Here is a 25952-nt window from a genome sequence, read left to right as displayed (position 1 = left end):
AAAAAGTAGATAAGATATAAATTTTGTGCAAAAATACATCTTTTTTTGCATTTTGGCGTATTTTTTTTCGTATTTTCGCAAAGTAAACGTATTAAAGCAGGATTATATGAATGTTTTAGATAGGGCGCAGCAACATTTCTGGCGTAATTTCTTTACGCGCTTTGTATTGGTTTTTATTACTGTTGTGCTTATAGTTTGGTTTCTTCCGCGCAATGAAGAGGTAAGACTGCGATACGATATCGGTAAGCCGTGGACTTATGGTTCGTTTATTGCAAAGTTTGATTTTCCGATTTACAAGACAGATGAGGCTATAAAAGCAGAGCAAGATTCGCTGATAGATACTTTTCAACCTTATTATAATTATAAATCCAAGATAGAGTCTCAGGCTCTTGCAAAATTCTCTGAGGACTTTAAAGAAGGCATTCCAGGGCTTTCTCCAGAGTATAAAATGATAGTAATAGACCGTTTGCATCGTCTTTATCAAGCTGGTATCATGAGTACTCCTGAGTATAATGTCATGTCGGTAGACTCAACAAAAATGATTCGTGTTGTTAATGGAAAGAAAGCACAGAGTGTACTTGTCAACTGTATTTTCTCTACGATGTCGGCATACGAGCGTCTTTTTACGGATGAACGGCTCGCACCGGTGAGACATCTCTTGCAGAAATACAATTTGAATGAATATATAGAGCCTAACCTTGTTTATGACAAAGAGCGGAGTGTGACCGAAAGAAACGACCTTTTGAGTGGAATACCCATTGCAAGCGGTATGGTGATGAGCGGACAAAAGGTGATTGATCGTGGCGAGATTGTGGATGATAATACTTATCGGGTACTCAGTTCTTTCGAAAAGGAGATGAAACGACGTAGCGCCACGTTGCAAGAAATTACCAACGCATTGATAGGGCAAGTCATTTATGTGGCTATTTGGGTAATTCTGTTCACGCTCTATCTTGCGCTTTTTCGGAAAGATTATTTTGAGAAGCCACGTTCCATAATGATGCTTTACACCATGATAACGATCTTCCCAATTGTGGTATCGTTGATGATGGAACATAATTTTTTCAGCGTATACATTATTCCTTTTGCCTTGGCACCGATATTTATTCGAGTGTTTATGGACTCCAGAACGGCATTTATCGCCCATGTTACGTTGGTTCTCCTTTGTGCTGCTGCGGTGAAATACCAGTATGAATTTATCATTATCCAGCTTGTTGCAGGTCTTGTTGCTATTTATTCGCTCCGTGAGCTCTCCCGAAGAGCACAGGTATTCAAAACGGCTGTTTTGGTTACCATAGCAACAGCCGTGATGTATTTTACTCTTCAGCTGATGCAGAACAGCAATATCGATACATTCAATAGCGACATGTATTACCATTTTGTAGCTAATGGAGTATTTTTATTGCTTGCATATCCTTTGATGTATCTCATAGAAAAGACTTTCGGTTTTACCTCAAATGTAACTTTGTTCGAATTATCTAATACGAACAAAGGGGTATTGCGCGATCTTAGTGAGATAGCCCCGGGAACGTTCCAGCACTCCATTACGGTAGCTAATCTGGCGGCCGAGATCGCCAACAAGATAGGAGCGAACAGTTTGCTTGTACGTACAGGCGCACTATATCACGATATAGGAAAAATGCTAAATCCAGTTTTCTTTACTGAAAATCAAGCCGGTGTCAATCCTCACGATAAAATGTCGTGTCAAGAGAGTGCGAAAATCATTATCAACCATGTTTACGACGGCATCAAACTTGCCGAAAAATACGGCCTACCGCAATTTATCAAGGATTTTATTTCTACACATCATGGGCGGGGAATAACAAAATATTTCTACATAAAGTATAAAAATGAGCATCCCGATGAGGAGGTCGATCCGGAAGTGTTTACCTATCCCGGCCCTAATCCCTTTACTCGCGAGCAAGCAATTCTTATGATGGCCGATTCGTGTGAGGCGGCATCTCATTCGTTGCAAGATTATACGGAAGAAAGCATCAGTACGCTTGTCAACAGAATTATCGATGAACAAGTGGCATCAGGTTTTTTTACCAACTGTCCTATCACTTTCAGGGATATCTCATTTGTCAAACAGGTATTGATAGAACGTTTGAAAGCCATCTATCATACTCGCATCTCCTATCCCGAACTGAAAAAGGAAGAAAAGGATAAAAACGATATTTAATCTTGCACAAATTAACCGATTTGCGCAAGATTAAATGGCTGTATGGTTAACGTATATTAAATAATTATTCCGTTTAAAGGAATAAAAGAACAATTTAAATACCTTTGCAAACAATTTTTTAAAGGTATTTAAGATGAATAAATTTAAATTGTTATGCGTTGTTATTGCGATAACATACGTTTCCAACACACAGGCGGGAGGCTTGTTAACTAATACAAATCAAAACATTGCATTCAACCGCAATATGGCACGCGACGGTGCGATAGGCATCGATGGTGTATATTCTAATCCGGCGGGAGTTGCTTTTTTGAGCAAGGGATTGCACCTTTCATTCAATTTCCAGAATGTTTATCAGACGCGTGTAGTTCAAAGCGGCATTACTGTTCCGGCCTTGAAGGGCACACCTTATTATCAGCCATTTAAGTTGAATGGTGGCAATGAGAACGGTATTAAAGAGTTCAAAGGCAAGGCATCTGTACCTATTCTTCCGTCTTTTCAGGCAGCTTTGAATTACGATAGATGGGGATTTCAGGTGGGTTTTGCACTTAACGGAGGCGGAGGCAAGGCCACTTTCAATCACGGGTTGGGCTCATTCGAGCGCGAAATCTCCATGATACCGGCATTGCTCCATTCTCAAAACCTCACAACCACCACTCCAAGTTATGGCGTGAACAGCTATATTAGCGGACAACAGTATGTATTTGGCATACAACTCGGAACCACCTATAAGATTAATAAGCACATGGCAGCCTATGCAGGTTTACGCTTTAATTACGTTTGGAATAAGTATGAAGGAAGCATAACCGACATCAGAGCCAATATAAACGGCAATGATGAGAACCTTTATGATTACTTCAATAAGCAGGCAAATACCTATAAAAACATGGGGTTCTATTATAAAATGAGGGCAACGGAAATAACTGATCCTGCTACAAAGGCGAGGTATGAGCAAATGTCGGCCAAATACGAGGCCGGAGCGGAACAACTATCCAAGACAGGCGCCCGTTTTGCAGACAAATACCTTAATTGTACGCAAGAGGGATGGGGCGTTACGCCGATTATCGGTTTCGACTTCAAGTACGGAAACTGGAATGTAGGTACTCGACTTGAGTTCAATACTCATCTTAATATAGAAAACCATACCAAGCGTGACGATACCGGACTCTTTCAAGACGGGGTGAATACACCGAACGACTTACCGGGCATTTGGACATTGGGTGCTCAATATTCGGTGTTACCCAACCTTCGTGTGATGGGCAGTTACCATTATTATTTCGACAAGAGTGCCAAGATAGCTAACGATAAGCAGACCAAATTGGGCGGCAACACGCAGGAGTATCTTGCCGGAGTGGAGTGGGATATCAATAAAGATGTGCTCGTGAGTGCCGGTATGCAGCGTACCAAGTACGGCTTAGGCGACGGAAGTTACCTTACGGATATGAGCTTTGTTACAAGCAGTTATTCTGTCGGTTTCGGCGCGTCTTTCCGTGTAATGAAGAATGCCCGTATGAACGTGGCTTATTTTTGGACGAATTACGAACATTTTGATAAGACCTACACCCAGAAAGTTGGCGGAATAGATACGGAAAACACCGATAACTTCTATCGAACGAATAAGGTGTTCGGTGTAGGCTTGGATATTGATTTTTAAACATATACAGTAATTAATTTTAATTTTTTGACCGTCTGGCAAGGCTATGGAGACGTGATGAAAGTCGCACTCTAATGCTTTTGCCTGACGGTTTTTTTATTGCGTAATATGTAGGCGGAAAGTATAAGCGGTATGCAACATCGGTCTATTATCGATAGACGGGTATTGCATACCGCTTATATGTATTGTTTATCTTGAATGGATAAAATATGTGTGTTAGCAGTTCGAGGCTGCCGGTTGACAAAGACGATACTTTATAGCGGATCGACATCGTAATATACCTGCAACGCAGCGTTCCTCTTGTCTTGCATGAGCTGCTGCAGAGTGTTGCGAAGATATCGGCGTACAAGTTTTTGGTCGATATTGTTTTCGAGCTTTATCACGATTTTGCGTATATACATTGTTTTTATACGGGCAACGGCAGGCCTGTCGGGACCTAACACACGTTCGCCGAACCATCCGCGCAAACGGCTCCCCATTTCGATGGCCGCCGTTTCTGCCACGTCTTCATGGTGGTGGCGCAGGTAGACATAGATCAGTCTGTAGAACGGAGGGTAACGGAACATGCGACGCTCTTCCAGCAGGTCTTGGTAAAAGCCGGCGTAATCGTTGTCGACAACTTGCCGTATAACGGGATTGTCGGGACTCTTCGTCTGCAACAGGACGAGGCCCTGCTTATCTTTTCGTCCTGCCCTTCCGCTCACTTGTGCCATCATCATGAACGCATGTTCATAGGCTCTGAAGTCGGGATAGTTCAACATAGAGTCGGCATTCAGTATGCCTACCACGCTCACCTTGTCGAAATCCAGTCCTTTGCTGATCATCTGCGTGCCGATGAGCACGTTTGTTTTGCCGTTAGAGAAGTCGGCTATCAGCCGTTCGTAGGCGTTTCGTGTGCGCGTGGTGTCTAAATCCATGCGCGAGACATGGGCTTCGGGGAAGATATCCCGTATATAATCTTCTATTTTCTCCGTGCCATACCCACGCCCTTTGAGGTCTGTGTTGCCGCAGTTGGGGCATTCCGTGGGCACCGTATAGGTAAATCCGCAGTAATGGCAGGTCAGTTGGTTCATGTTCTTATGGTAAGTCAGCGACACATCGCAGTTGGTACATTTGGGCACCCAGCCGCATACGTTGCACTCGATCATGGGGGCAAAGCCCCGTCTGTTTTGAAATAAGATAACTTGTCGGGCGTTGTTCAACGCTTCTCTAATAGCTGCAAGCAAGGCAGGCGAAAATGGTCCCGTCATCATCTTGCGGCGCTGCAGGTCTTTAATGTCGATTACCTCGATATGGGGCAGCTGTATATCTTTGTAACGCGATGCAAGCGTCACCAGTCCGTACTTGCCTTGTTTGGCATTGTAATAGCTTTCCATCGAGGGCGTTGCTGTACCCAGCAGCACTTTAGCGCCGTACATCCGTGCCAAGACGATAGCTGCAGAGCGGGCATGATAGCGGGGCGCCGGTTCTTGTTGTTTGAAACTCGTTTCGTGTTCCTCGTCGATAATCACCGTCCCGAGTCTTTGGAAAGGCAGAAAAACGGCACTTCGGGCACCGAGAATAATGTCGTAGGGGTTCTTGGAGAGTTGTTTATTCCAAATCTCCACACGTTCTGCGTCGCTATATTTGCTGTGATAGATGCCTAATCGGTTGCCGAAAACCTTGTGCAACCGCTCCATGATCTGCACCGTAAGGGCAATTTCGGGCAATAGGTAGAGCACTTGTTTGTGTTCTTGCAGGGCTTTTTCTATGAGATGGATATAGATTTCCGTCTTTCCGCTCGATGTTACGCCGTGCAAGAGCACCACATTTTTCCGCATCATCTGCATGAGTATGCGGTTATAGGCATCCTCCTGTGCGGGATTCAACTGTTTGATGAGTTCGGGATGAGGCTCACCTTCGTTGTTTAGTCGGCCTACTTCCTTACGGTAGGTATAGAGTATTTTCCGGTCGACGAGTGCTTTTACGGTAGCCACGGTACAGTGCGAAGCGTTCATCAGCTCCTCCCTTGTTACCTCTTGCGGTTCGTCTGTGGCGGCATTATGGCACACCAAGTCCCAATGAGAGAGTACAAGAAAATCGTTGAATACTTTCTGTTGTTTGATTGCCCTCGCCAGCATATTGAGCGCGATGTGCAGTGCTTGCTCGTTACGATATTCGGGTGTCAGCCCTACATACAGTTCCGTTTTCGGTTTGAACCCCTCTTCAGCCTTGAGACCTGCGGGCAGTGCGGCCGTGAAAACATCGCCCAACGGCGCCATATAGTAATCTGAAATCCAGTTCCACAGCCGTAGTTGTTCGGGCAAAAGCACCGGTTGGTCGTCTGATATCGCCTTTATTTCTTTGACGTCGAAGTCTGGTTTGTGGTCATGAAGGCGCAATGTAATGGCTGTATATGTCTTGCTGCGTCCCAACGGAACGAGCACCCGCATGCCTTCGGTGAGCTTTTCGGCCATCTTATCTTGCACGGCGTAGGTGAATGTTCCGTCGAGCGGCAGAGGCAATATCACGTCTACATATTTCATCGATCGATAGTATAAAGGGGCTGTTTATGTTGACAAAGGTATATAAAAATGCGGAATTATATAGATGTTGTGTTGGCATTTCTGATATTTCGTCTGCGTATTCTCCATTCGGTTGGACGGAATAACAGTCGAATATTTATTTTCTAAGGTATTCTTTCTGAACTTTAATGGAAGCGGTATGACGGTTCCAGCCATCGTTTTTCGGTAAAAGTATATGTGAGCAAGCATAGGCTATACGATGAAGAAGTGGATAGCATTACCGATATATCCGATCCTTTACGCAGACTACCACATTATCTGATAAGCGTTATTCGGCAGGGTAAGGTGCAGAATGTTGGCGGGTTGGAAAGCAAGGAATACGGGAAAGTCCCGCGAGCCGCTAAATAGATGGTTGACTGTTTTGTATGATAGCCTACGCGGTGTAGAAAAATAAGTAGAAAAAGTCGTCTACTTTTCCCCTCAATACCTTCAGTGCTTTGCTTATCTGATGCTCTACCGTCCTCTCTGAAATACCCAGTTCGGCAGCTATTTCGCGATATTTTTTATTGTCGCGTTTACTCATTATGAATACTTGGCGGCATTTCGGTGGCAGCGAGTCTATGGCTGTCCATAGCTCAGCCTCGTGCAGTGAGCGTTCTGCAGCCTCTTCATCAGAGATATTCCCATCAAGATCGGAAGGTGAGATATTCGTGTCTATCGGATTTGTACGGCGCAATGTGTCGATACATTTGTTGCGTACAGCGGTGTAAAGAAACGCTTTCGGATTTTCTGCCTTGCATTCCCATAGCTTTACAAAGCACTCCTGCACGATGTCTTCTGCTGCATCTGCATCTTTCAGATAGTGGATGGCATAAAGACACAATGGCCTGTAATAATAGCGAAATGTAAGGTCTATGTTCAATCCTGAAGAAATAAAATAAGGGAAAATACAAAAAATAATTGTAAAGAAATGAAGAGGCGAACTCGTTGTTTACACCTCTTCACTTTGTTTTTATCCTTGCGGAATGGAATTACAAGTTCGGATTAAGCTTGCTCCATTCGGAGATTGCCGGAACTATGTTCAGCGTTACCAGTTCGTCGCGCATCTTACAAAGGTGCTCATAGCTTGCGTCTAACTTCGCATTTTCCTCTGCGGTACCCTGCGGAACCTTGAAGTGAGCGCCGGTAGTGTCGAGCGTGGTGTCCATTGCCATCATGATATGGTTGTATTTGTCGGTCTTTACGTATGTGCCGACAGGGTATTTGAACGGTTCTCCACCCATCACCGAACGGATCATCTCTACGGAGAGATAGGCCGGACTTTGGAAAGACGAGCGTCCTCTGAGTTCTATAATCTTGGCACCGCCCTTGGTAACATCGGTCTTCATCTGCTCCCATTCCTCGGTCGGGAATGCCGGTGTGCCGATGAGATCGGTCAGAGGTTTACCGTCGATCGTTGTGTGCGAGCCGAATACAGCCATCTGTTCACCGTGTCCGCCGTATGTTGCGCAGCCCTTTACCTCGCTCTGCATCACGTTGAACTTTTTAGCCAATGCGCTTTGCAGGCGTGTAGAATCGAGAGCGGCAAGCGTGGTTACCTGCGACGGTTTCAGTCCGGAGTACAGCAAGGTTACCAATCCGGTGAGATCGGCGGGATTGAAGATGATCACTACATGCTTCACATCGGGGCAGTATTGCTTGATATTCTTGCCCAATCCTTCGGCTATTTCGCAGTTACCTTTCAACAAGTCTTCGCGTGTCATGCCTGCCTTGCGGGGCGCACCGCCCGAAGAAATGATGTATTTCGCATTGGTGAATGCTTCTTTAACATCGGTTGTCGCCGTGATTTTTACGTCGCCGAAACCGCTCTGGCGCATCTCTTCTGCCACACCTTCGGGCGAAAATACGTCGTAGAGACAAATGTTGTTTGTTAAACCCATGGTAAGTGCGGTCTGTACCATGTTGGAGCCAATCATGCCGGCAGCACCGACGATTGTCAATTTCTCATTGGTTAAAAATGCCATAACTGTAAATTATTTATTTTAAATGTATGATTATATCCTTGTTTTTATATGTGCGCAAAGATACAAAAAAATAGAGTATTCGTGCTATTTATTAAGTCTTTTATTTGTTATTTATTATAAAAAGTGGAATGCTTTGTCATCTGTATTTGGCAAAATGTAGCGAGAATGATAGCTGTTGCTTGCGTGTTTCGTTTTATTTCTCTATCTTAGCACGGTGAAAGTCATACTTATTTAAATCTGAAAGAATATGGAAACCATTCAAAAACGACTGATAGCCTTGCGCGAAGTGATGAGGCAAGAGCATTTGGGAGCGTTCATCGTTCCGAGTACCGATCCACACAACGGCGAATATGTGCCGGAGCATTGGAAGTGTAGAGAGTGGCTCTCGGGCTTCAACGGATCGGCCGGAACGGTGGTGGTGACGGCAGACAGAGCTGCTTTGTGGACAGATTCGCGCTACTTTATTGCTGCTGCGGAACAATTGAATGGCACGGGCATCGAACTTATGAAGGAACGCGTGGCCGGTACACCTACCATCTCGCAGTGGATTGGGGCACAGCTGGCAGATACAAACAGCAAAGAAGTGGGCATAGACGGTATGGTGGCTTCGCTCGCCACCGTAGAAGAACTGAAAAAGGAGTTGCGAAAGGCGGGCGGACTCACACTGCGTACCAATCTCGATCCGTTTGCTGAGGTGTGGAAAGACCGCCCCCCGTTGCCCGCAGACAAGATTTCTGTTTATCCTATATGTTACGCCGGCGAGCCCGTAAAGGATAAGTTGCAGCGCACCCGTCATGCCCTGCGCACGCTACATGCCGACGGTATGCTGGTTACGGCGCTCGACGAGATCGCGTGGCTGCTCAATCTGCGCGGTACAGATGTACGTTGTAACCCCGTTTTTGTAAGTTTCCTGCTCATTTCCTCTGTCGGCGCGACGCTCTTCATCGACCGCGACAAGCTCACTGCGGAAGTCGCTGCGCATCTGCAGGAGTGCGGCGTGGGTACCGCCCCCTATCAAGATGTGGCGAAAGGGCTTGCTGCCTATTTCGAGTACAGTATACTGATAGATCCCGCCAGCAGCAACTACACTTTGGCGCGGGCTGTGAAATGCCATGAAATTGTCTATGCTCCGTCGCCCGTAGCACTCCTTAAAGCGGTGAAAAACGAGGCCGAAATCGCCGGTTTTCGCAGTGCCATGCTCAAAGACGGCATCGCTATGGTGAAGTTCCTTCGCTGGCTTATGCCTGCTGTATCGACGAATAAAGAAACCGAGCTTAGTGTATCGCGCCGGTTGAGGGCATTCAGAGCGCAGCAACCGTTGTTTCGCAGCGACTCTTTCGATACCATTTCGGCTTATCAGGCACATGGGGCAATTGTGCATTACGTGCCTACCGAGACCACCGATGCGCCGCTGAAACCCGAAGGATTGCTGCTTATAGACAGTGGGGCGCAGTATCTCGATGGTACTACGGATATCACTCGAACCATTCCGCTGGGCCCTCTAACTGAGGAACAACGCCATGTATACACCTTAGTTCTTAAAGGTAATATTCGTTTAGCCATGGCAAAGTTCCCCGATAGTGCCTCGGGAACGCAGATTGATGCCTTGGCACGCGAAGCAATGTGGCGTGAAGGAATGAACTATCTGCACGGAACAAGCCACGGTGTGGGTGCATATTTGAACGTGCACGAGGGCCCTCAACAGATACGAATGGAATGGAAACCCGCGCCGTTGCAGGCAGGCATGACCATTACCGACGAGCCCGGGCTCTATCTTCCGCAGCGTTTCGGGGTGCGTATAGAAAATACCATGCTTGTTACAGACTACCGCGAAACAGACTTCGGCCGTTTCCTGCAGCTCGAACCCCTCACGCTCTGTCCCATCGACACTACTGCCGTTGACCGCAGCATGCTGCTTCCCGAAGAAATGGAGTGGCTCAACGCTTACCACAAAATGGTGTACGACCGCTTGAGCCCCCACCTCTCGGCCGAAGAAAACGCGTGGCTCCGTCGTGCCACGGCGCCCCTCTGAGACGATAATATACTGATATGAAAAGAGCGAATTATTTATTCCTCGTATTATATTATTCCGAACTATCGTGATTGTATCGATAATCTATGTACGATATTTGTATGGACTAAAACTGATAGATAGTTCGTGTATAGTATCATGGCGATAGTTATATTGAAATAATGTAGAATGTTTGTCGGTCGATCTTTAATATAAAGAAAGTAGATGGAAAACTATTTAAATAATGAAAAAAAACAGTTGAAGTCTTGGCATATTGATAAATAAGCTGTAATTTTGCATCCGCTAATTGCGGCATTATGCCGATTTGCATAAAGTATAACAAATAAATTATTAAGAACAAAACATGATTATTGTACCGGTTAAAGATGGCGAAAACATTGAAAGAGCGCTGAAGAAATTCAAGAGAAAATTCGAAAAGACAGGCGTTGTTAAGGAATTGCGTGCCCGCCAGCAATACAACAAGCCTTCTGTTTTGAAGCGCCTCAAGATGGAACATGCCATCTATGTACAGAAACTGCGTGATGCCGAGGAGTAAAAAAATCTTGGTAATCTTTGGTAGTTTGAATAATTTTCCGTACATTCGTTGCCAGAAGTGATCGGGCACCTCTCGGGTGCAGAAACGGCAAGACGGTGTAAAAGTCTTGCTGTCATTTAGACAGTCTTTGGCAATATATGATGATAGCAGAGTTTTTAAACTACTTGAGGTATGAGCGAAACCGCTCTGCACAGACGGTGAAAAATTACGACGAAGACCTGAAAGCGTTTGAGTCGTACTTCAAAAAATTAAATAAAGAACTCTCTTGGGAGTCGGTAGACTCCGATGTCATCCGCGGTTGGATGGAGAGCATGATGGATAAAGGAAACATTGCGACGTCGATCAACAGAAGATTGAGTGCTTTGCGTTCCCTTTATCGTTTTGCCCTTTCTAAAGGCTATGTAGACAGTGATCCTGCTTACGGCGTTGTGGGGCCAAAGAGAGCCAAACCGCTACCGCAGTTTTTAAAGGAACGCGAAATGGATGAACTGCTTGGTTTGACTGTCAGGAATGATGGCTTTAAGAATGTTCGCGCGTACACGATTTTAATAATGTTTTATGAAACGGGCATGCGCTTGTCGGAGCTCGTCGGTTTAAATGATTCCTCTGTCGATTTTGTTAACCGGCAGCTCAAGGTTTCCGGTAAGCGCAATAAGCAGCGCTTGATACCTTTCGGTGACGAACTGGATACTTCTTTGAAGATGTATCTCGAATTGCGCAATGAGTCGGTCGGTAGAAAGAGCGACGCTCTCTTCGTTACTTCTGAAGGAAAGCGGATGAATCAGGATCAGGTGAGGTATGAGGTGAAGAAGAACTTGTCGAAGGTATGTACGTTGAAAAAGAAGACGCCACATGTGCTCCGGCATACATTTGCCACAGCTATGTTGAACCATGATGCGAATATAGAAAGTGTGAGAAAGCTGCTCGGACACGCAAGCGTCGGCACGACGGAGATGTATACTCATACGACATTCGAGCAACTGAAGCGAGTTTATAAGAATGCCCATCCACGGGCTTAACCGTTAAAAACAGGAGGTAATTATGGAAATTAAGATTCAATCGATTCATTTCGATGCTACCGAGAAGTTACAGGCGTTTGCAGAAAAGAAAATCGCCAAGTTGGAAAAATCGTATGAAGATATAAAGAAAGTAGAGGCGCTGTTGAAGGTGGTTAAGCCAGCTACTGCATTAAATAAGGAGGTGAGTCTTACGGTAAATGTGCCCGGAAATACTCTGTTTGTGGAAAAAACGTGCGATACGTTTGAAGAGGGGATCGATTTGTGTGTTGATGCAATGAAAGTGCAGCTGACCAAAATTAAGGAAAAACAGCACGGCCGTTAAAAAAAACTTGAAAAAATTTGGGCGGAAAGAAAATAATGTATATCTTTGCAGCCGTTTTACAACACGTCCTAAGACGAGTCGCTTGGCGGCTGCAAGTATTTGCCTCTTTAGCTCAGTTGGCCAGAGCACGTGATTTGTAATCTCGGGGTCGTTGGTTCGAATCCGACAAGAGGCTCGAGAAAATTAAAGACGGAGCTGAAGAAAATCTTTGATAGTGTAAAATGAAGGGTGGTTACCAGAGTGGCCAAATGGGGCAGACTGTAAATCTGCTGGCGATGCCTTCGGTGGTTCGAATCCATCACCACCCACTTCAGTAGAAAGCTTTGCGGAAATAGCTCAGTTGATAGAGCACTAGCCTTCCAAGCTGGGGGTCGCGGGTTTGAGTCCCGTTTTCCGCTCTAACTGCTGTAATAGCTCAGTGGTAGAGCACTTCCTTGGTAAGGAAGAGGTCCTGAGTTCAACTCTCAGTTACAGCTCTGCTTCAGTTCTATTTTATAGACGAAGAAAAACAAAAACAATACTGATTATTCATTAAATTATAAATAAATAAGTAAAGCTATGGCTAAAGAGACATTCCAGCGTACCAAGCCGCATGTTAATATTGGTACAATTGGTCACGTAGACCACGGTAAAACAACTTTGACAGCCGCCATCTCTAAGGTTCTTCACGATAAGGGTTTTGGTGGTGAAGATGTAAAGTCTTTCGATCAGATTGATAATGCTCCCGAGGAAAAAGAGCGTGGTATAACCATCAACTCTTCTCATATTGAGTATGAAACAGCAAAACGCCACTATGCACACGTAGACTGTCCGGGGCACGCCGACTATGTGAAGAACATGGTTACTGGTGCCGCTCAGATGGATGGTGCTATTCTTGTAGTGGCTGCTACTGACGGTCCTATGCCTCAAACTCGTGAACACGTGCTTCTTGCTCGTCAGGTGAACGTACCTCGTTTGGTTGTTTTCTTGAACAAGTGCGATATGGTTGACGATGAAGAAATGCTTGAGCTCGTAGAAATGGAGCTTCATGAACTTCTCGAGCAGTATGAATATGAGGAGGATACTCCTATTGTTCGTGGTTCGGCACTTGGTGCTCTGAATGGAGTAGAGAAGTGGGTTGACAGCGTGATGAAGTTGATGGATACCGTTGACGAATGGATACAGGAACCTCCGCGTGATCTTGATAAGCCTTTCTTAATGCCGGTGGAGGATGTATTTTCTATTACTGGTCGTGGAACGGTTGTTACAGGCCGTATTGAAACTGGTAAGGTTAAGGTGGGCGATGAAGTTCAACTTTTAGGTCTCGGTGAAGATAAGAAGTCCGTTGTGACAGGCGTTGAGATGTTCCGTAAGATTCTTGACGAAGGTGAAGCTGGTGATAATGTAGGCTTGCTGCTTCGTGGTATCGATAAGACGGAAGTAAAGCGTGGTATGGTTGTCGTACATCCGGGGGCTATTACTCCTCACGATCATTTCAAGGCTTCAGTTTACGTATTGAAGAAAGAAGAAGGCGGTCGTCATACTCCGTTTGGTAATAAGTATCGTCCACAGTTCTATCTTCGTACCATGGACTGTACTGGTGAAATTACTCTTCCGGAAGGAGTTGAGATGGTGATGCCGGGTGATAACGTTGAAATTGAAGTTAAGTTGATCTATCCGGTAGCTTTGAACGAGGGACTTCGTTTCGCTATTCGTGAGGGAGGTCGTACAGTGGGATCTGGTCAGATTACTGCTATCCTCGACTAATTCGAATATCTTAAACAGATATATGGGTTCCCGCAACTGCGGTTACGGGAACTTTTTTACGGGTTTAGCTCAGTTGGTAGAGCACTGGTCTCCAAAACCAGGTGTCGAGAGTTCGAGTCTTTCAACCCGTGCTAATAGAAAGATAATATGTTTAAGAAAATAGTAAATTATTGTAAAGCTTGTTATGATGAGCTTGCGCATAAAACTACTTGGCCGACTTCTGCGGAATTGACTCATAGTGCAATGGTTGTATTATCTGCTTCCCTTGTCATTGCATTGGTGGTATTCTGCATGGATAGTTTGTTTAGGTTCATGTTGCATTTAATCTACTAAAATAACAAGTAAGGAAAAATGGCTGAAACTGGAAAGAATTGGTATGTGCTTCGCGCTGTAAGTGGAAAAGAGGCTAAGTTGAAAGAATACATCGAGGCCGAAATGAAACACAACGAGTTGCTTGCTTCGCATGTCTATCAGGTTTTGATACCGGTTGAGAAACATGCTTCTTTGCGTAATGGTAAACGTGTTGAAAAGGAGAAAATTAGTCTCCCGGGATATGTGTTTGTTGAGGCTATTTTGAAAGGTGATGTAGCGCATACTTTGCGCTTTATGCCAAATTGCTTGGGATTTCTTGGAGGGTTGGATGATCCGTCCCCAGTTCCTCAGTCTGATATCAATCGGATGCTTGGAGCTGCGGAAGAAACGGAACTTATTAATGATGTGGATGTTCCTTATACAGTTGATGAAACAGTAAAGGTGATTGACGGTCCATTCAGTGGTTTTAGTGGTGTTATCGAAGAGGTAAATACTGAAAAACATAAGCTGAAAGTGATGGTTAAAATTTTCGGAAGAAAGACTCCGTTGGAGCTTAGTTTTATGCAAGTAGAAAAAGAAGGATAAGTATTGTTACGGATACTTCTTTCTTTTTATAAATCAATTTAAATATTAACAAAAGAAATGGCTAAAGAAGTTGCTGGATTAATCAAATTACAGATTAAAGGTGGCGCTGCGAATCCTTCTCCTCCAGTAGGACCGGCATTAGGTTCTAAGGGAATCAATATTATGGGGTTTTGCAAGGAGTTCAATGCCCGTACCCAGGATAAAGCAGGGAAAATTATTCCTGTTGTTATCACTTATTATACCGATAAGTCATTCAGTTTCGAGCTTAAAACACCTCCTGCAGCAGTACAGTTGAAAGAGGTAGCTAAGGTGAAGACAGGTTCTGCTCAGCCGAATCGCCAGAAAGTTGCTTCGGTTACTTGGGAACAAGTAAAGGCAATTGCTGAAGATAAGATGAAAGACTTGAACTGCTTTACGGTAGAAAGTGCGATGAAGCTTGTTGCCGGTACTGCAAGAAGTATGGGTATTACTGTAAAAGGGAGCTTCCCTGATAAATAATTATAACTTCAATTAAGAAAATGAGTAAACTGACAAAAAATCAAAAATCAGTAGCTGATAAGGTTGAAGCAGGGAAGGTGTATACATTGGAAGAGGCTTCAAAATTGGTTAAGGAAATTACTACGACCGAGTTTGATGCATCTCTTGACATTGATGTGCGCTTAGGAGTAGATCCGCGTAAAGCTAATCAAATGGTCCGTGGCGTTGTTTCATTGCCTAACGGAACAGGAAAAGTTACGCGCGTGCTCTGTCTTTGTACACCTGATCAGGAAGCTGCTGCTAAGGAAGCGGGTGCTGATTATGTTGGTCTTGACGAATATGTAGAAAAGATCAAAGGCGGATGGACAGATATTGACGTTATTATCACTATGCCGTCTTGTATGGGAAAGCTTGGCCCTTTAGGTCGTGTACTCGGTCCCCGTGGATTGATGCCGAATCCGAAGAGTGGAACTGTAACTATGGATGTTGCTAAGGCAGTAAAGGAAGTTAAGCAAGGTAAGATTGACTTTAAGGTTGATAAAGCAGGAATTATTCATACTTCTATTGGTAAGGTTAGTATGACTGCTGAACAAATATATGGTAACGCCAAAGAGTTTATTTCTACCGTTACCAAATTGAAACCTGCTGCTGCTAAAGGTACATATATCAAAAGTATCTTTATTTCAAGTACGATGAGTAGGGGTATTAAGATTGATCCGAAATCAGTTGAGTAACTCTAAAAGTTTTGTAAAATGAAAAAAGAAGTAAAAGATACGATAATTGTAGAACTTGGCCAGAAGTTGAAAGAGTATCCTCATTTCTATTTGGTTGATGTAACCGGTTTGAATGCAGAGGCTACAAGCGCACTTCGTCGCAAGTGCTTTAAGAGTGAGATTAAGATGGTCGTTGTGAAAAATTCGCTTCTTCACAAGGCTTTCGAGGCTTCAGATGTTGATTTTGAGCCTTTGTATGAAAGCTTGAGAGGGAATACGGCCGTGTTGTTTGCACAAACAGCTAATGTTCCTGCAAAGCTGCTTAAGGAGTATAAGGACCAAGGTATTCCTTCTCTTAAAGCTGCGTATGCAGAAGAGAGCATTTATGTAGGTGCAGACAAACTCAGTGAACTTGCAGCTCTCAAGAGCAAAAACGAAGTCATTGCAGAGATTGTCGCTTTGCTCCAGTCTCCGGCGAAGAATGTTGTTTCTGCTCTCCAATCAAGCGCGAACACCATCCATGGTGTTCTTAAGACTTTAGGTGAGCGTGCTGAATAAAATAAGGAGGATGAAAATCCTACCCATAAAGTCAAATCAAAGTAAAATAAAAACAATAAAATTTAGAATAAAATGGCAGACATAAAAGCTATTGCTGAAGAATTAGTAAATCTTACAGTTAAGGAAGTTAATGAGTTAGCAACAGTCCTCAAGGACGAGTATGGAATTGAGCCTGCTGCTGCAGCTGTTGCTGTAGCTGCTGGCCCTGCTGCTGGTGATGCAGCTGCAGCAGAGGAGAAAACATCTTTTGATGTTGTTCTCGCAGAGGTAGGTGCTACGAAACTTCAAGTTGTTAAAGCCGTTAAAGAAGCTTGCGGTCTTGGTTTGAAAGAAGCTAAGGATCTTGTAGATGGCGCTCCTGCTACCATAAAGGAAGGTCTTTCTAAGGATGAGGCTGAGAACTTAAAGAAGGCTATTGAGGAAGCCGGTGCTAAGGTTGAACTCAAGTAATTGAGAAATAAAGTTGACTCGTTCTCTTATTTTTAGTGGATATAATTTCTATTATTGTCTATAGAAAAAGAGAATATTTGACTGATAAACAATAAATGATGGTTAGAATTTACCCGGTAGGTGAGTTCTAACCATTTTATGTCTTTTACTATTTAATGATGTAAGTGATAGAAATTTTCTGATGTTGTGTTCAGGAAATATTCTAATCCCTAATCCTATTTTTATGGCTTCAAAAATTGTTGATAACAGAGTAAATTTTGCCAGCGTGCATAATCCGATGCCATATCCGGATTTTCTTGATGTACAGCTAAAGTCGTTCAGAGACTTTTTGCAGTTAGATACTCCGCCTGAAGAACGCAAGAATGACGGTCTTTATAAGGTATTTGCAGAAAATTTTCCGATTACCGATACACGTAATAATTTCGTTCTTGAGTTCTTGGATTATTATATTGATCCGCCACGTTATACCATTGATGAGTGTCTTGAGCGTGGCCTCACGTATAGTGTGCCTTTAAAGGCTAAGATGAAACTGTATTGTACAGATCCGGATCATGAAGATTTCGGAACGTTCATTCAAGATGTGTTCCTTGGTACTATTCCGTATATGACGGATAATGGCACTTTTGTGATTAATGGAGCTGAACGTGTAGTTGTTGCTCAACTTCACCGTTCGCCGGGCGTATTCTTCGGACAAGGCGTACATGCGAATGGCACGATGTTGTACTCTGCACGTATTATTCCGTTCAAGGGCTCTTGGATAGAATTTGCTACAGACATTAATAATGTTATGTATGCATACATTGATCGCAAGAAAAAATTACCTGTTACAACATTACTGCGTGCTATCGGGTATGAAGCAGATAAAGATATTCTTCGAATATTCGATTTGGCAGAAGAATTGAAAGTCAATAAGAAGAATGTAAAGGCAGCTGTGGGAAGAAAACTCGCCGCAAGAGTTTTGAAGAGCTGGAATGAAGATTTTGTTGACGAAGATACTGGAGAAGTTGTTTCTATTGAGCGTAATGAGGTGATTATGGAGCGCGAGACGGAGATAACTGCTGATAATGTGGATGAAATTCTCGATAGTGGTGCTTCTACGATTTTACTCCATAAGGATGCTGATTCTGCAGGTAAGTATTCCATCATTTTCAATACTCTTGCCAAAGATCCCAGCAATTCAGAAAAGGAAGCTGTAAATTATATTTATCGGCAACTTCGTAATGCAGATCCGGCGGATGATGCAAGTGCACGCGAGGTATTCCAAAACCTGTTCTTCTCTGATAAACGTTATGATTTAGGAGAAGTTGGCCGTTACCGTATCAACCGTAAGTTGGGACTTAATACAGATATGGATATTCGTGTGCTGACAAAAGATGATATTATTGAGATTATCAAATATCTGATTCAGCTAATAAATTCCAATGCTACTGTAGATGATATTGATCATTTGTCTAACCGTCGTGTACGTACGGTTGGCGAACAACTTGCCAATCAATTCTCTATCGGTTTGGCACGTATGAGCCGTACTATTCGCGAGCGTATGAATGTTCGCGACAATGAGGTGTTCACCCCTACTGATTTGATTAATGCGAAGACGATTTCAAGCGTAATCAATTCATTCTTCGGAACGAATCCGTTGTCTCAGTTCATGGATCAAACCAATCCGCTTGCAGAGGTAACACACAAACGTCGTCTCTCTGCACTTGGGCCGGGTGGTCTCTCTCGTGAACGTGCGGGCTTTGAAGTGCGCGACGTTCATTATACCCATTATGGACGTTTGTGCCCTATAGAGAGCCCAGAAGGTCCAAATATCGGTCTTATATCGTCACTTTGTGTTTATGCAAAAATCAATGAACTCGGTTTTATTGAAACACCTTATCGTAATGTGAAAAATGGAAAGGTGGACATGGATAATAAAGATATAGTATTCTTGACAGCAGAAGAAGAGGAAGATAAGCTCATTGGACAGGGCAATGCACCTTTGACAAGTAGCGGTTCTTTTGTTCGTAATTATGTAAAGTGCCGTCAAGATGCAGATTATCCTGTCGTATCTCCCGATCAGGTAGACCTGATGGATGTGTCTCCACAGCAGATAGCCTCTGTTTCTGCCGGACTCATTCCATTCTTAGAGCATGACGACGGGCACCGCGCCCTTATGGGATGTAACATGATGCGTCAGGCTGTGCCCTTGCTCCATAATGATGCTCCTATTGTTGGGACCGGTTTAGAGAAGAAAGTGTGCGAGGATTCGCGTACGATGATCACTGCAGAAGGCGATGGTGTTATAGAATATGTAGATGCAACAACGATCCGTATACTTTACGATCGCACGGAAGAAGAAGAGTTTGTAAGTTTTGAACCGGCATTGAAAGAATATCGAATTCCGAAATTCCGTCGTACTAATCAGAATATGACGATAGACTTGCGTCCCATCTGTAATAAAGGACAAAAGGTGAAAGCCGGTGATATACTGACAGAAGGTTATGCTACGGAAAATGGCGAACTAGCTTTAGGGCGTAATCTTTTGGTGGCTTATATGCCATGGAAAGGTTATAACTATGAGGATGCTGTAGTTATCTCTGAACGTATGGTTCGCGATGATGTTTTAACTTCGGTACATGTAGATGAATATTCTCTTGATGTTCGTGAAACTAAGCGTGGCGTAGAAGAATTCACGAGCGATATTCCCAATGTGAGCGAGGAAGCAACGAAAGATCTTGATGATAATGGTGTAATCCGTGTCGGTGCCCGGGTAGAGCCGGGAGATATTATCATTGGCAAGATTTCACCGAAAGGAGAAAGCGATCCTTCTCCGGAAGAAAAACTACTTCGTGCTATCTTTGGAGATAAAGCCGGCGATGTAAAAGACTCTTCGTTGAAGGCTAACCCTTCTTTGAGTGGTGTTATTATAGACAAGAAGATGTTCTCTCGTGCAATAAAGACTCGTGAAACCAAGAAGCAAGATAAAATCACTCTTGCCAAGATAGATGAAGAGTATGAGGCAAAGAATAATGATTTGAAGGATATTCTTGTTGACAAACTGCTTACTCTCCTCGAAGGAAAGAATTCGCAAGGTGTTAAAGATTATACCGGTGCAGAGATTATTACAAAGGGCAGTAAATTTACGGCTGCGGCCTTGAAGAATCTCGAATACGACGGTATACAGTCTAATGGATGGACGAATGATGAACATAAGAATGTACTTGTTCAGAAACTTATCATGAACTATATCCGCAAGTATAAGTTGCTTGATGCGGAACTTAAACGCCGTAAGTTCGCCATTTCGATCGGTGATGAACTACCTTCGGGTATTCTTCAAATGGCGAAAGTTTATGTTGCCAAGAAACGTAAAATACAGGTTGGCGATAAACTTGCCGGCCGACATGGTAACAAGGGTATTGTATCCAAGGTCGTTCGTATGGAAGATATGCCATTCCTTGAGGATGGGCGTCCTGTAGATTTGGTGCTTAACCCGATGGGTGTGCCTTCTCGTATGAACCTTGGGCAGATATTTGAGGCCATTCTCGGTGCTGCAGGAAAGAAACTCTGTGTGAAGTTTGCCACTCCTATTTTTGATGGAGCCAAACTTGAAGACCTACAGGAATGGACGGATAAGGCCGGACTTCCTCGTCTCTGTTCTACATATATTTACGATGGTGAGACGGGAACACGTTTCGATCAACCAGCTACTGTAGGTATTACTTACTTCTTGAAACTTGGTCACATGGTTGAAGATAAAATGCATGCCCGTTCCATTGGTCCATATTCTTTAATTACTCAGCAACCACTCGGTGGTAAAGCACAGTTTGGTGGACAGCGTTTTGGTGAGATGGAGGTTTGGGCTATTGAGGCATTCGGTGCAAGCCATGTACTGCAAGAAATTCTGACAATTAAGTCGGATGATACTGTAGGGCGTAGCAAGGCGTACGAGTCGATAGTTAAAGGCGATGCGATGCCAACACCGGGTATCCCCGAATCGTTGAATGTATTGCTCCATGAACTTAGAGGACTTGGTTTAAGTGTTAAACTTGACTAAGAATGAGATAAATCGTAAAGAGTTAAAAGTTAATAGTTAAAGAAGCATGGCTTTTAAAAAAGATACAAAGGTAAAGAATAATTTTACCAAAATAACCATCAGTTTGGCATCACCGGAGGAAATTCTTGAAAATTCGTATGGTGAGGTTACGAAGCCTGAAACCATCAACTATCGTACATATAAACCAGAGCGTGATGGCCTTTTCTGTGAACGTATTTTCGGTCCGACGAAAGATTATGAATGTGCTTGTGGCAAGTACAAGCGCATACGTTACAAAGGCATCGTGTGCGATCGATGTGGCGTAGAGGTTACTGAAAAGAAAGTGCGTCGTGAACGTAGCGGGCATATAGAACTGGTAGTACCTGTAGCCCATATATGGTATTTCCGTTCCTTGCCGAATAAAATCGGTTATTTATTGGGATTGCCAACAAAGAAACTCGATTCTGTTATATATTATGAGAAGTATATTGTAATCAAACAGGGTGCTCTTGAAGGAAGAAAAGATGCAGAAGGCGTAGAACTCAATGGTTCTCACAAGATGGATCTTCTTTCAGAGGAGGAGTATTTTGATATTATCGATAATCAACTCGATCAGAACAATCAGTATCTTGATGATACCGATCCTAATAAGTTTATAGCTAAGATGGGGGCCGAAGCAATCTATGATTTGCTTTCGAACATAGACCTTGACGGCCTTTCGTACGAGTTGCGCGATCGTGCAAACAATGACTCCAGCCAACAGCGTAAGACAGAGGCGTTGAAGCGTCTTCAGGTTGTTGAGTCATTCCGTTCTTCGACGAATATTAATAAGCCGGAATGGATGATTATGAAAATCATTCCAGTTATCCCACCAGAACTTCGCCCTTTGGTCCCCTTGGATGGCGGACGTTTTGCAACATCTGATTTGAACGACCTTTATCGGCGTGTCATTATCCGTAATAACCGTTTGAAGAGACTTGTAGAAATCAAAGCACCTGAAGTAATTCTTCGTAACGAGAAGCGTATGCTTCAGGAGGCTGTCGATAGTCTCTTTGATAACTCTCGCAAAAGTTCTGCAGTTAAAAGCGAAAGCAATCGTCCGTTGAAATCACTTTCAGACTCTCTGAAAGGAAAGCAAGGACGTTTCCGCCAGAATCTTCTTGGTAAACGTGTTGATTATTCGGCACGTTCGGTAATCGTTGTCGGACCAGAATTGAAGATGGGCGAGTGCGGCCTTCCTAAATTGATGGCTGCAGAACTTTACAAGCCTTTTATTATTCGTAAATTGATAGAGCGAGGCATTGTAAAGACGGTTAAGAGTGCAAAAAAGATCGTTGACCGTCGTGAACCAGTTATTTGGGATATCTTGGAGAATGTGATGAAAGGCCATCCTGTTCTCCTTAACCGTGCTCCGACACTTCACCGTCTTGGTATTCAGGCTTTCCAACCTAAATTGATCGAAGGTAAAGCCATCCAGCTACATCCATTGGCATGTACGGCATTCAATGCCGATTTCGATGGAGATCAGATGGCTGTTCATCTTCCGTTAAGCAATGAGGCCGTGCTCGAAGCGCAGGTACTTATGCTTCAAAGCCATAATATTCTTAATCCTGCCAATGGAGCTCCTATTACGGTACCTTCGCAGGATATGGTGCTTGGACTTTATTATATTACGAAGATGCGTCCCGGGGCTAAAGGTGAAGGTCTTACGTTCTACGGTCCTGAAGAGGCTCTTATTGCTTACAACGAAGGCAAGTGCGATCTCCATGCTCCTGTGAAAGTTGTTGTTGTCGACCTAATCGATGGCAAATTGCAGAAACGGATGGTCGAGACTTCTGTCGGACGTGTTATTGTGAATGGCATTATTCCTGAAGAAGTTGGGTATTTCAACGATATTATTTCGAAGAAAACATTACGCGGTATTATTGCCGATGTAATCAAGGGCGTGGGTATGGCCCGCGCCTGTGAGTTCCTCGATGGTATCAAGAATTTGGGATATCGTATGTCTTATGTGGCCGGTCTCTCCTTTAACCTCGATGATATTATCATTCCGAAAGAAAAAGAAATAATCGTTCAGAAAGGACAAGATGAGGTAGATCAGATAAAGACCAACTACGAAATGGGTTTCATTACCGATACGGAGCGTTACAATCAGGTTATCGATGCATGGACGCACGTAAATAATGAACTTGGAGATGTTTTGATGAAAGAAATGACCGAGGCCGATCAAGGTTTCAACGCTGTATATATGATGCTCGATTCCGGGGCCCGTGGTTCCAAAGATCAGATTAAACAGCTTTCCGGTATGCGTGGTCTGATGGCGAAACCCCAAAAGGCCGGTGCCGAAGGAGCACAGATCATAGAGAACCCGATCTTATCAAACTTTAAGGAGGGAATGTCGGTGCTTGAGTACTTCATCAGTTCTCACGGTGCTCGTAAAGGTCTTGCCGATACAGCTATGAAGACTGCCGATGCCGGATATCTCACACGTCGTCTTGTCGATGTATCTCACGATGTGATCATTACAGAGGAAGACTGCGGTACGTTACGTGGACTTGTATGTACAGCTTTGAAGAGCGGCGATGAAGTCATCTCTACATTATACGAGCGTATTCTTGGTCGTGTGTCTGTTCATGATATTGTTAATCCTACGACAGGTGAACTTATTGTTGCTGCCGGAGAGGAAATTACGGAAGATAAGGCACAAGCTATTGAAGAATCTCCGATAGAAAGCGTTGAAATTCGTTCGGTACTTACTTGCGAAAGTAAGCACGGTGTCTGCATGAAGTGTTATGGACGTAACCTTGCTACAGCTCGTATGGTTCAGATGGGAGAGGCTGTAGGTGTTATCGCTGCTCAAGCTATCGGCGAGCCCGGTACTCAGCTTACTCTGCGTACGTTCCATGCTGGCGGTGTTGCCGGAAATGCAGCTGCTAATGCCAGTATCATAGCTAAGAACGATTCAAGAATAGAATTCGATGAACTTCGTACTGTTCCTTATGAAGAGAATGAGGGCGAGAGCGATATTAAATGCCAGAAAGTTGTCAGCCGTCTTGCTGAAATCCGTTTTGTCGATCCCCATACTAATATTGTACTTAGTACGTTGAATGTGCCTTACGGCAGTTCACTCTATTTCAAACATGGCGACAAAGTAACTAAAGGAAAGCTCATTGCTAAGTGGGATCCGTTTAATGCTGTCATCGTTTCAGAGTATGCCGGAATTTTGAAATTCAATGGGGTTGTCGAGGGAAAAACCTATCATGCCGAGACTGATGAGACTACCGGTCTTACTGAGAAGATCATTATGGAATCGAAAGATAAGTCGATGGTTCCTACTTGTGATGTTATCGGTAAGGACGGGAAGGTAATTGGAACTTACAACTTCCCTGTGGGTGGTCACGTTGTAGTGGAAGACGGGCAGACTATCAACACGGGTGAAACTCTTGTGAAGATACCGCGTGCTGTTGGTGGTGCAGGTGATATTACGGGTGGTTTGCCCCGTGTAACCGAACTCTTCGAGGCTCGCAATCCGAGCAATCCGGCCATTGTTTCCGAAATAGACGGAGAGGTTACTATGGGTAAGGTAAAGCGTGGCAATCGTGAGATTATCGTTACATCGAAGACGGGCGACCAGCGTAAATATCTTGTATCGCTTTCCAAGCAAATTCTTGTACAAGAGCATGATGCCGTGCGTGCCGGAACACCGCTATCAGATGGCGTTATTACCCCGAGCGATATCCTTGCAATCAAAGGTCCTACGGCCGTTCAAGAATACATTGTGAATGAAGTTCAAGATGTATATCGTTTGCAAGGTGTGAAAATCAACGATAAGCATTTCGAGATAATCGTGCGTCAGATGATGCGCAAGGTACTTATCAATGATCCCGGTGATACGACTTTCCTTGAACAGGAAATGGCTGATAAACTCGATTTTGCGGAGGAGAACGACCGTATATGGGGTAAGAAAGTCGTTACCGATGCTGGTGATTCTGAAACATTGAAGGCAGGTCAGATTATTTCTGCACGCAAGTTACGTGATGAGAACTCGAGTCTGAAGCGTCGCGACCTTAAACTTGTTCAAGTTCGTGATGCCGTTCCAGCCACTTCTACTCAGATATTACAGGGTATTACTCGTGCAGCATTGCAGACTAAGAGCTTCATGAGTGCCGCTTCGTTCCAAGAAACAACCAAGGTACTCAACGAGGCTGCTATCCGTGGAAAGGTAGACCGTTTGGAAGGAATGAAGGAAAATGTTATCTGTGGTCATCTGATTCCCGCCGGAACAGGTCTTCGTCAGTGGGATAAGATTATCGTTGGTTCGAAAGAAGAGTACGAGCGTATGGAAGCTAACCGTAAGAACGTGCTCGACTTTGTAGACCAAAATGCATCTGCAGAATGATTTTCTGTCGTAAATAAATGATAGTAACAGAGTACGTTCTCTGTTATTCTACGAATTATAATCGCAAGTTGTCCGGAGGTTCCGAATAGCTTGCGATTTTTTATTTGAGTATGTTTTTAAAGCACACAATGAAAGTTATATCGGGATAAATGATACTTCTGATATCGATATGAGTAGCGTTTATTCTTGATACATATATCGGTTAATCAAGATTGTCGTAGTATATGTATGCCGATCGTGTATTTCTCAACTGTAAAAGAAACCGGTATTTAAAGTATACACATAGTAAAGATATACCCACTTGTCAAATTTGCTAATTTGTATGGAATGGCATTATTTTTTTGTTCGATATATGAAGATTTCTGCTTTTTTTCGTATCTTTGCAGCGATAGATGAGGGATATTTGAGATAATAGCAGGCTATATTGA

19 protein-coding genes and 5 tRNA genes are annotated in these 25952 nt (G+C 43.8%); 21 read left to right on the top strand and 3 right to left on the bottom strand.

Features of this window, described 5'->3' with window-relative positions:
- Nucleotides 1-106 precede the first annotated feature (106 nt).
- Nucleotides 107-2182: an HD family phosphohydrolase gene (locus BN3912_RS05175; RefSeq protein ID WP_023984611.1), complete on the top strand. Its 2076-nt coding sequence runs from the start codon at nt 107-109 to the stop codon at nt 2180-2182.
- A gap of 133 nt (nt 2183-2315) precedes the next feature.
- Nucleotides 2316-3833: a hypothetical protein gene (locus tag BN3912_RS05170; protein ID WP_023984612.1), complete on the top strand. Its 1518-nt coding sequence runs from the start codon at nt 2316-2318 to the stop codon at nt 3831-3833.
- 254 nt (nt 3834-4087) lie between these two features.
- Here the strand turns inward: BN3912_RS05170 and priA are convergent, their stop codons facing one another.
- Complete coding sequence (gene priA, locus BN3912_RS05165; RefSeq protein ID WP_023984613.1) at nt 4088-6358, bottom strand: replication restart helicase PriA; 2271 nt, start codon at nt 6356-6358, stop codon at nt 4088-4090.
- 216 nt (nt 6359-6574) lie between these two features.
- Between priA and BN3912_RS12170 the strand changes: the two genes are divergently transcribed.
- Nucleotides 6575-6745 (top strand): hypothetical protein, encoded by a 171-nt coding sequence (locus BN3912_RS12170; protein ID WP_154665144.1) that lies wholly within the window; start codon nt 6575-6577, stop codon nt 6743-6745.
- A gap of 25 nt (nt 6746-6770) precedes the next feature.
- On the opposite strand, the gene BN3912_RS05160 is transcribed toward BN3912_RS12170, so the two are convergent.
- Together BN3912_RS05160 and BN3912_RS05155 are read right to left on the bottom strand one after the other, a co-directional pair.
- Nucleotides 6771-7259 (bottom strand): RNA polymerase sigma-70 factor, encoded by a 489-nt coding sequence (locus BN3912_RS05160; protein WP_023984614.1) that lies wholly within the window; start codon nt 7257-7259, stop codon nt 6771-6773.
- Between the two features lie 109 nt (nt 7260-7368).
- Nucleotides 7369-8361, bottom strand: a complete 993-nt coding sequence (locus tag BN3912_RS05155) for a malate dehydrogenase (RefSeq protein WP_023984615.1) — start codon at nt 8359-8361, stop codon at nt 7369-7371.
- A gap of 247 nt (nt 8362-8608) precedes the next feature.
- Between BN3912_RS05155 and BN3912_RS05150 the strand changes: the two genes are divergently transcribed.
- From BN3912_RS05150 to rpoC, 18 genes are all read left to right on the top strand, one after another.
- Nucleotides 8609-10393 carry an aminopeptidase P family protein gene (locus tag BN3912_RS05150; protein WP_023984617.1) on the top strand — a complete coding sequence of 595 codons (1785 nt, stop codon included), beginning with the start codon at nt 8609-8611 and terminating at the stop codon, nt 10391-10393.
- Nucleotides 10394-10736: 343 nt separating this feature from the next.
- On the top strand, nt 10737-10928 hold the full coding sequence (gene rpsU / locus BN3912_RS05145) for a 30S ribosomal protein S21 (protein ID WP_004369499.1): 192 nt from the start codon (nt 10737-10739) through the stop codon (nt 10926-10928).
- A gap of 137 nt (nt 10929-11065) precedes the next feature.
- Nucleotides 11066-11947 (top strand): tyrosine-type recombinase/integrase, encoded by an 882-nt coding sequence (locus BN3912_RS05140; protein WP_023984618.1) that lies wholly within the window; start codon nt 11066-11068, stop codon nt 11945-11947.
- A gap of 22 nt (nt 11948-11969) precedes the next feature.
- Nucleotides 11970-12269 carry a ribosome hibernation-promoting factor, HPF/YfiA family gene (gene hpf, locus BN3912_RS05135; RefSeq protein WP_023984619.1) on the top strand — a complete coding sequence of 100 codons (300 nt, stop codon included), beginning with the start codon at nt 11970-11972 and terminating at the stop codon, nt 12267-12269.
- Nucleotides 12270-12370: 101 nt separating this feature from the next.
- A tRNA-Thr gene (locus BN3912_RS05130) sits at nt 12371-12444 on the top strand.
- A gap of 51 nt (nt 12445-12495) precedes the next feature.
- Nucleotides 12496-12577, top strand: a tRNA-Tyr gene (locus BN3912_RS05125).
- A gap of 17 nt (nt 12578-12594) precedes the next feature.
- Nucleotides 12595-12667 (top strand) — tRNA-Gly (locus BN3912_RS05120).
- Nucleotides 12668-12673: 6 nt separating this feature from the next.
- A tRNA-Thr gene (locus tag BN3912_RS05115) sits at nt 12674-12745 on the top strand.
- An 82-nt stretch (nt 12746-12827) separates the two neighbouring features.
- Nucleotides 12828-14015: an elongation factor Tu gene (gene tuf, locus BN3912_RS05110; RefSeq protein ID WP_004369502.1), complete on the top strand. Its 1188-nt coding sequence runs from the start codon at nt 12828-12830 to the stop codon at nt 14013-14015.
- Nucleotides 14016-14073: 58 nt separating this feature from the next.
- A tRNA-Trp gene (locus BN3912_RS05105) sits at nt 14074-14146 on the top strand.
- Between the two features lie 16 nt (nt 14147-14162).
- A complete protein-coding gene (gene secE, locus BN3912_RS11935; RefSeq protein WP_004369503.1) occupies nt 14163-14348 on the top strand; it encodes a preprotein translocase subunit SecE in 186 nt (61 codons plus the stop codon).
- Between the two features lie 18 nt (nt 14349-14366).
- On the top strand, nt 14367-14912 hold the full coding sequence (gene nusG, locus BN3912_RS05100; RefSeq protein ID WP_004369504.1) for a transcription termination/antitermination protein NusG: 546 nt from the start codon (nt 14367-14369) through the stop codon (nt 14910-14912).
- A gap of 57 nt (nt 14913-14969) precedes the next feature.
- The gene (gene rplK, locus BN3912_RS05095) at nt 14970-15410 is read left to right on the top strand and encodes a 50S ribosomal protein L11 (protein ID WP_023984620.1); all 441 of its coding nucleotides are present in this window, start codon (nt 14970-14972) and stop codon (nt 15408-15410) included.
- A 20-nt stretch (nt 15411-15430) separates the two neighbouring features.
- A complete protein-coding gene (gene rplA / locus BN3912_RS05090) occupies nt 15431-16123 on the top strand; it encodes a 50S ribosomal protein L1 (protein WP_023984621.1) in 693 nt (230 codons plus the stop codon).
- An 18-nt stretch (nt 16124-16141) separates the two neighbouring features.
- Entirely contained in the window at nt 16142-16660 is a 519-nt protein-coding gene (rplJ, locus tag BN3912_RS05085; protein WP_023984622.1) for a 50S ribosomal protein L10, read from the top strand.
- Nucleotides 16661-16732: 72 nt separating this feature from the next.
- Nucleotides 16733-17110: a 50S ribosomal protein L7/L12 gene (gene rplL, locus BN3912_RS05080; protein WP_004369508.1), complete on the top strand. Its 378-nt coding sequence runs from the start codon at nt 16733-16735 to the stop codon at nt 17108-17110.
- Between the two features lie 223 nt (nt 17111-17333).
- Nucleotides 17334-21146 (top strand): DNA-directed RNA polymerase subunit beta, encoded by a 3813-nt coding sequence (rpoB, locus tag BN3912_RS05075; RefSeq protein WP_036859788.1) that lies wholly within the window; start codon nt 17334-17336, stop codon nt 21144-21146.
- A 46-nt stretch (nt 21147-21192) separates the two neighbouring features.
- On the top strand, nt 21193-25524 hold the full coding sequence (rpoC, locus tag BN3912_RS05070; protein WP_023984624.1) for a DNA-directed RNA polymerase subunit beta': 4332 nt from the start codon (nt 21193-21195) through the stop codon (nt 25522-25524).
- Nucleotides 25525-25952: the final 428 nt, after the last annotated feature.

This window comes from Prevotella phocaeensis (assembly GCF_900065875.1).
GTDB classification, from domain to species: Bacteria; Bacteroidota; Bacteroidia; order Bacteroidales; family Bacteroidaceae; genus Prevotella; species Prevotella phocaeensis.
This window is presented reverse-complemented; position numbering and strand designations above follow the sequence as displayed.

Excerpts from the sequence above, each read along its gene's own strand:
- BN3912_RS05140 (WP_023984618.1), top strand. The coding sequence starts at position 11,066 with ATGATGATAGCAGAGTTTTTAAACTACTTGAGGTATGAGCGAAACCGC.
- rplA (WP_023984621.1), top strand. The coding sequence starts at position 15,431 with ATGAGTAAACTGACAAAAAATCAAAAATCAGTAGCTGATAAGGTTGAA.
- hpf (WP_023984619.1), top strand. The coding sequence starts at position 11,970 with ATGGAAATTAAGATTCAATCGATTCATTTCGATGCTACCGAGAAGTTA.
- rplL (WP_004369508.1), top strand. The coding sequence starts at position 16,733 with ATGGCAGACATAAAAGCTATTGCTGAAGAATTAGTAAATCTTACAGTT.
- secE (WP_004369503.1), top strand. The coding sequence starts at position 14,163 with ATGTTTAAGAAAATAGTAAATTATTGTAAAGCTTGTTATGATGAGCTT.
- tuf (WP_004369502.1), top strand. The coding sequence starts at position 12,828 with ATGGCTAAAGAGACATTCCAGCGTACCAAGCCGCATGTTAATATTGGT.
- nusG (WP_004369504.1), top strand. The coding sequence starts at position 14,367 with ATGGCTGAAACTGGAAAGAATTGGTATGTGCTTCGCGCTGTAAGTGGA.
- BN3912_RS05150 (WP_023984617.1), top strand. The coding sequence starts at position 8,609 with ATGGAAACCATTCAAAAACGACTGATAGCCTTGCGCGAAGTGATGAGG.
- priA (WP_023984613.1), bottom strand. The coding sequence starts at position 6,358 with ATGAAATATGTAGACGTGATATTGCCTCTGCCGCTCGACGGAACATTC.
- BN3912_RS05155 (WP_023984615.1), bottom strand. The coding sequence starts at position 8,361 with ATGGCATTTTTAACCAATGAGAAATTGACAATCGTCGGTGCTGCCGGC.
- rplJ (WP_023984622.1), top strand. The coding sequence starts at position 16,142 with ATGAAAAAAGAAGTAAAAGATACGATAATTGTAGAACTTGGCCAGAAG.
- rpsU (WP_004369499.1), top strand. The coding sequence starts at position 10,737 with ATGATTATTGTACCGGTTAAAGATGGCGAAAACATTGAAAGAGCGCTG.
- rplK (WP_023984620.1), top strand. The coding sequence starts at position 14,970 with ATGGCTAAAGAAGTTGCTGGATTAATCAAATTACAGATTAAAGGTGGC.
- rpoB (WP_036859788.1), top strand. The coding sequence starts at position 17,334 with ATGGCTTCAAAAATTGTTGATAACAGAGTAAATTTTGCCAGCGTGCAT.
- BN3912_RS05175 (WP_023984611.1), top strand. The coding sequence starts at position 107 with ATGAATGTTTTAGATAGGGCGCAGCAACATTTCTGGCGTAATTTCTTT.
- rpoC (WP_023984624.1), top strand. The coding sequence starts at position 21,193 with ATGGCTTTTAAAAAAGATACAAAGGTAAAGAATAATTTTACCAAAATA.
- BN3912_RS05170 (WP_023984612.1), top strand. The coding sequence starts at position 2,316 with ATGAATAAATTTAAATTGTTATGCGTTGTTATTGCGATAACATACGTT.